General features: G+C 66.0%; 4 protein-coding genes and 1 pseudogene. 4 read left to right on the forward strand and 1 reads right to left on the reverse strand.

Going from position 1 to position 4,587, the window contains the following annotated elements:
- Positions 1–446 (reverse strand): annotated as a pseudogene (gene glyA / locus BGO62_RS13805) (serine hydroxymethyltransferase); the annotation flags it as partial.
- 90 nt (positions 447–536) lie between these two features.
- Here glyA and BGO62_RS13810 point away from each other — a divergent pair.
- The 4 genes from BGO62_RS13810 to BGO62_RS13825 form a co-directional block, all read left to right on the forward strand.
- A complete protein-coding gene (locus BGO62_RS13810; RefSeq protein WP_296643520.1) occupies positions 537–1,625 on the forward strand; it encodes a TRAP transporter substrate-binding protein in 1,089 nt (362 codons plus the stop codon).
- A gap of 2 nt (positions 1,626–1,627) precedes the next feature.
- Complete coding sequence (gene coq7, locus BGO62_RS13815) at positions 1,628–2,251, forward strand: 2-polyprenyl-3-methyl-6-methoxy-1,4-benzoquinone monooxygenase (protein WP_296643523.1); 624 nt, start codon at positions 1,628–1,630, stop codon at positions 2,249–2,251.
- Between the two features lie 97 nt (positions 2,252–2,348).
- Positions 2,349–3,767, forward strand: coding sequence for an HDOD domain-containing protein (locus BGO62_RS13820; protein ID WP_296643525.1), 1,419 nt, complete (start codon positions 2,349–2,351; stop codon positions 3,765–3,767).
- Positions 3,768–3,861: 94 nt separating this feature from the next.
- The coding region (locus tag BGO62_RS13825) for a Mut7-C RNAse domain-containing protein (RefSeq protein WP_296643527.1) at positions 3,862–4,587 on the forward strand (726 nt) is incomplete at its 3' end.

A 4,587-nucleotide genomic window follows, 5' to 3' on the forward strand; every position in this document is an offset into this window, starting at 1 on the left:
TCGTTGAGGCCGTAGGCGACGGCGTTGAACCACTTGCCGCTCATGTTGAGCGCCATGCCGTGGGTGAGGTGGCCGCCTTCGGCCAGGCTCATGCCCATGATGGTGTCGCCGGGCTTGAGGAAGGCCATGAACACCGCCTGGTTGGCCTGCGAGCCGGAGTTGGGCTGCACGTTGGCCGCTTCGGCGCCGAACAGCGCCTTGACGCGGTCGATTGCCAGCTGCTCGGCGATGTCGACGTATTCGCAGCCGCCGTAGTAGCGCTTGCCGGGATAGCCCTCGGCGTACTTGTTGGTGAGCTGCGAGCCCTGTGCCTGCATCACCGCCGGGCTGGTGTAGTTTTCCGACGCGATCAGCTCGATGTGGTCCTGCTGGCGCTGGTCTTCTTTCAGGATCGCCGCCCACAGGTCGGGGTCGGTCTTGGCGAGGGTGTCTTGGCGGTTGAACATGGCAGTCGGGCTAGGCAGGAAAGGGGCGCATTTTAACACGCGGCGGTTTTTGCAGCGGCTCGTATAATCGGCCAAAACCGGAGCAAATCCATGCAAAGACGAGATTTCCTGGCGGGCGCGGGCGCGGCCGCCATGCTGCCGCTGGCCGCCGCGCAGGCGGCCCCGGCCGAATCCGGCCCGCTGCCGGCGATCCGCTGGCGGCTGGCGTCGAGCTTCCCCAAGAGCCTGGACATCCTCTACAGCGCGGCCGAAATGCTCAGCAAGCGGGTGGCCGCCCTGACCGGCGGCAAATTCCAGATCCGCGTGTTTGCCGGCGGCGAGCTCGTCCCCGGCCTGCAGGTGCTCGACGCAGTCGGCAACGGCACCGCCGAATGCGGGCATTCGGCGGGCTACTACTACGTCGGCAAGAACCTTGCCCTGGCCTTCGATTGCGCGGTGCCGTTCGGCCTCACGGCGCGCCAGCAGAACGCCTGGATGTACGCCGGCGGCGGCCTTTCTGCGCTGCGTGCGCTCTACGCCAAGTACAACGTGCTGCAGTTTCCCGGCGGCAACACCGGCACCCAGATGGGCGGCTGGTTCCGCAAGGAGATCAAGTCGCTGGCCGATCTGCGCGGCCTGAAAATGCGCATCCCTGGCCTCGGCGGCCAGATCATGGCGAAGCTCGGCGCGGTGCCGCAAACCCTGCCCGGCGGCGAAATCTACCCCGCGCTGGAACGCGGCGCGCTCGACGCCGCCGAGTGGGTGGGGCCGTACGACGACGAGAAGCTCGGCTTCCACAAGATCGCCCGGCATTACTACTACCCCGGCTGGTGGGAAGGCGGACCGCAGCTTTCCTTCTACGTCAACCAGGACAGCTGGAAAACGCTGCCCGAGCAGTACCGCCAGGCCTTCGAAACCGCCACCTTCGAAGCCAACCAGTTGATGCTGGCGCAATACGACGCCAGGAACCCGCCCGCGCTGCTGCGCCTGGTCGGGCAGGGCGTCAAGCTGCACCCCTACCCCAAGGACGTGATGCTGGCCGCCCGCCGCGCCACCTTTGCGATGTACGAGCAAGAGGCGAAAATCAATCCCGACTTCGCCGCCATCTACCGCTCGTGGAAGCAGTTCCGCGACACCGAGTTCCAGTGGTTCAAGGTCGCCGAAGCCGCGTACTCGAACTTCAATTACTACGTGAAATAGCCATGAACCGACTCGACCAGCTCATCACCACCTTCGATTTGGGTTTGCGTGCCGTCTTCGCCAGTCCGCATGCCGGCCGCCCCTATCCCGGCGCCGGCCCCGAGGCCGGGCTCTCCGAAGCGGAAAAAGCCCAGGCCGCCGCGCTGATGCGCGTCAACCACGTCGGCGAAGTCTGCGCCCAGGCGCTCTACGCCGGCCAGGCGCTCACCGCGAAAAACCGGCAGGTGCGCGCCGAGCTCGAACAGGCCGCGCGCGAGGAAACCGACCACCTCGCCTGGTGCGAGACCCGCATCGACGAACTCGGCGGCCGCAAAAGCCTGTTGAACCCCTTGTGGTTCGGCGGCGCGTTCGGCATCGGTGTGGTCGCCGGCCTGCTGGGCGACAAATGGAACCTCGGCTTCCTCGCCGAGACCGAGCGCCAGGTCGAGGCCCACCTCGCCGGCCACCTGCAGAAGCTGCCCGAAGCCGACACCAAAAGCCGCGCGGTGGTCGAGCAGATGAAGCTCGACGAAGCCCGGCACGCGCAGACCGCCGTCGACCACGGCGGCGCGCCGCTGCCGGCGCCGGTGAAGGTGGCGATGCGGTTCGCGGCGGATGTGATGCGGCAGACCGCCAGCAGGATTTGATTTGACGCGTGGCACGGCAGCCCGGTGGGGCTGCCCCTGTTTCCATGAAGCCCCGGGCTTCAGGAATAACGAATGAATGCCTGACGGGTGCAGCTTGATGCTGGATCGTTTTATCGGAGTGTTTAGACGCAAGGCCAAGCAGCGCAAGGAAATCGAGCGCGGCGGCCTGTTCGCGTCGCAAGCCCAGAAGGCGGCCTTCCGCAAGCTGGATGCCGTTGCGCCTTTGGTGAGCGAGGCGCACGCAGCGCCGGTCGAGGTGGTGACCCATTCGAGCACTCCGCTGGCACCGGCCAGCCATTCGATCGTGCGGCGCGAGGCCGTGCTGGGAAACGATCGGCGGGTGGCGGGGTACGCCTTCAGCCTGGTGTACCAGGCCAATCCGCGGGTGCTGGCCTCCAGCACCGGCATCCAGCGCCTGTACGACAAGGTGCTGTTGCGCAATCTGAGCGTCATGGGGGTTCAGCGCTTGCTGGAGCACCGGCTGGCTTTTGTCGAGGTGTCGGCAAGCTCCCTGGAAATGCCGTTTGTCGAAGAGATGGCGCCGCAGGGCACCGTCTACGTGATCGGCGCAAGCCCACGCCTCGCCGCGGGCCTCGAGTCCTGCCTGGGCCGCCTCAAGGCGCTGGGGTATCGCATTGGCCTGCGCGCCGCAGACACGGACACCCCGGACAGCCTACCTTTTTTGGGGCGGGTGGACTTCCTGTTTATCGACGTCGGCAACAGCGACATTCCTTTCATCAGAGATCGGATGGAGACTGCCCTCAGGCGGGCGCCGGCAATGAAATTCGTGGCGACCAATATCCAGACCCTGGAGGAATACCGCGTCTGCGCCCGGTTGCCATTCGCGTTCTATCAAGGCCCCTTCATCACCAGCCGGGAAAAGCTGGACGCCCCGGGGATGGATGCGGGGCGCATCAAGATCCTGGAGTTGTTGAACCGGCTGCGAAGCGACGCGGAGGTGGCCGAACTGGCCGCCCTGATCAGGCAGAATCTCGCCTTGGCCTACAAGCTGCTGCGCTACATCAATTCCCCGGGAATGGGGCAGGCGCAAAAGATCGTCACGCCGGAGCAGGCGCTGATGGTGCTGGGCCGGCAGAAGTTGTATCGCTGGCTCACCATTCTGCTGTTCACCAGCGGAAAAACACCGGGGCTCGATTGGGCGGTCATGGAGAACGCCCTGATCCGTGCGCGGCTTGCGGAACTGGCGGCGCGCGATACGCTGACGGCGGACGAACTGGATGAAGTCTTTGTGGCGGGCATGTTCTCCCTGCTGGATGTCGTGCTGTCCACCCCCATGGAGGCGGTGCTCAAGCAGGTCAACCTGCCCGCTCCGGTTAACGAGGCACTGCTCCATCAGCAGGGGAAATACGCACCCTATCTGACCCTGGCCATCGCCTGCGAGCAATCCGACGACGCCAATATTGCCGCGCTCGCGCAAGCCGCCGGACTGGATATCTGGCGGGTCAACAGCCTCCATGTCGACGCAATGCTCTGGGCCCGGCAGGCCGGGGAATAGGCGGCCCGGGGAAAGACGCAGCCGGGCGGGTTGTGCGTGATGACGGGGCGATGCATCATGGTCCCGATTCCCAAGGCCTCACGCCGCCCCCTGCATGGTTACCGCGACCTTCCGCTTTCATGAAGCGCTGAACGACTTCCTCGCGCCGCCCCGGCGCAAGCGGGAGTTCGCCGTTGCGTGCGCGCGGGCGGCGACCACCAAGCACATGATCGAGGCGCTGGGGGTGCCGCACACCGAGGTGGAGCTGATCCTGGTCAACGGCGAAGCGGCGGGATTCGGCCGCCTGATAGAAGACGGCGACCGGGTGGCGGTGTATCCGCGCTTCGCGGCGCTGGAGGTGGCGCCGCTGCTGCGGGTACGCGAACATCCCCTGCGCGAGACACGCTTCGTCGCCGACGCGCATCTCGGCGGACTGGCCCGCATGTTGCGCATGCTGGGCTTCGACACCCTGTATGACAATCACTTCGACGACGACGACATCGTGGACATCTGCGAGCACGACGGCCGCATCGTGCTGACGCGCGACCGCGAATTGCTGAAGCGCCGCGCAGTGACGCACGGCTGCTACGTGCATGCGCTGAAATCGGAAGCGCAGCTGCGCGAGCTCGTCGAGCGGCTCGACCTGGCGCGCAGCGTGCGGCCGTTCACGCTGTGCCTGCACTGCAACGCACCGCTGCGTGCGGTCGACAAGGCGAGCGTGCTCGACCGCCTGCCGCCCAGGGTGCGCGAGCATTACGAACGCTTCTCGACCTGCGACCAATGCGGACGCGTGTACTGGGAGGGCTCGCATTTTCGCAACATGCGGCGCCTGCTGGACGGT

The organism is Thiobacillus sp. 65-1402, from assembly GCF_001897685.1.
In the GTDB taxonomy this organism is placed as follows: Bacteria; Pseudomonadota; Gammaproteobacteria; order Burkholderiales; family Thiobacillaceae; genus Thiobacillus.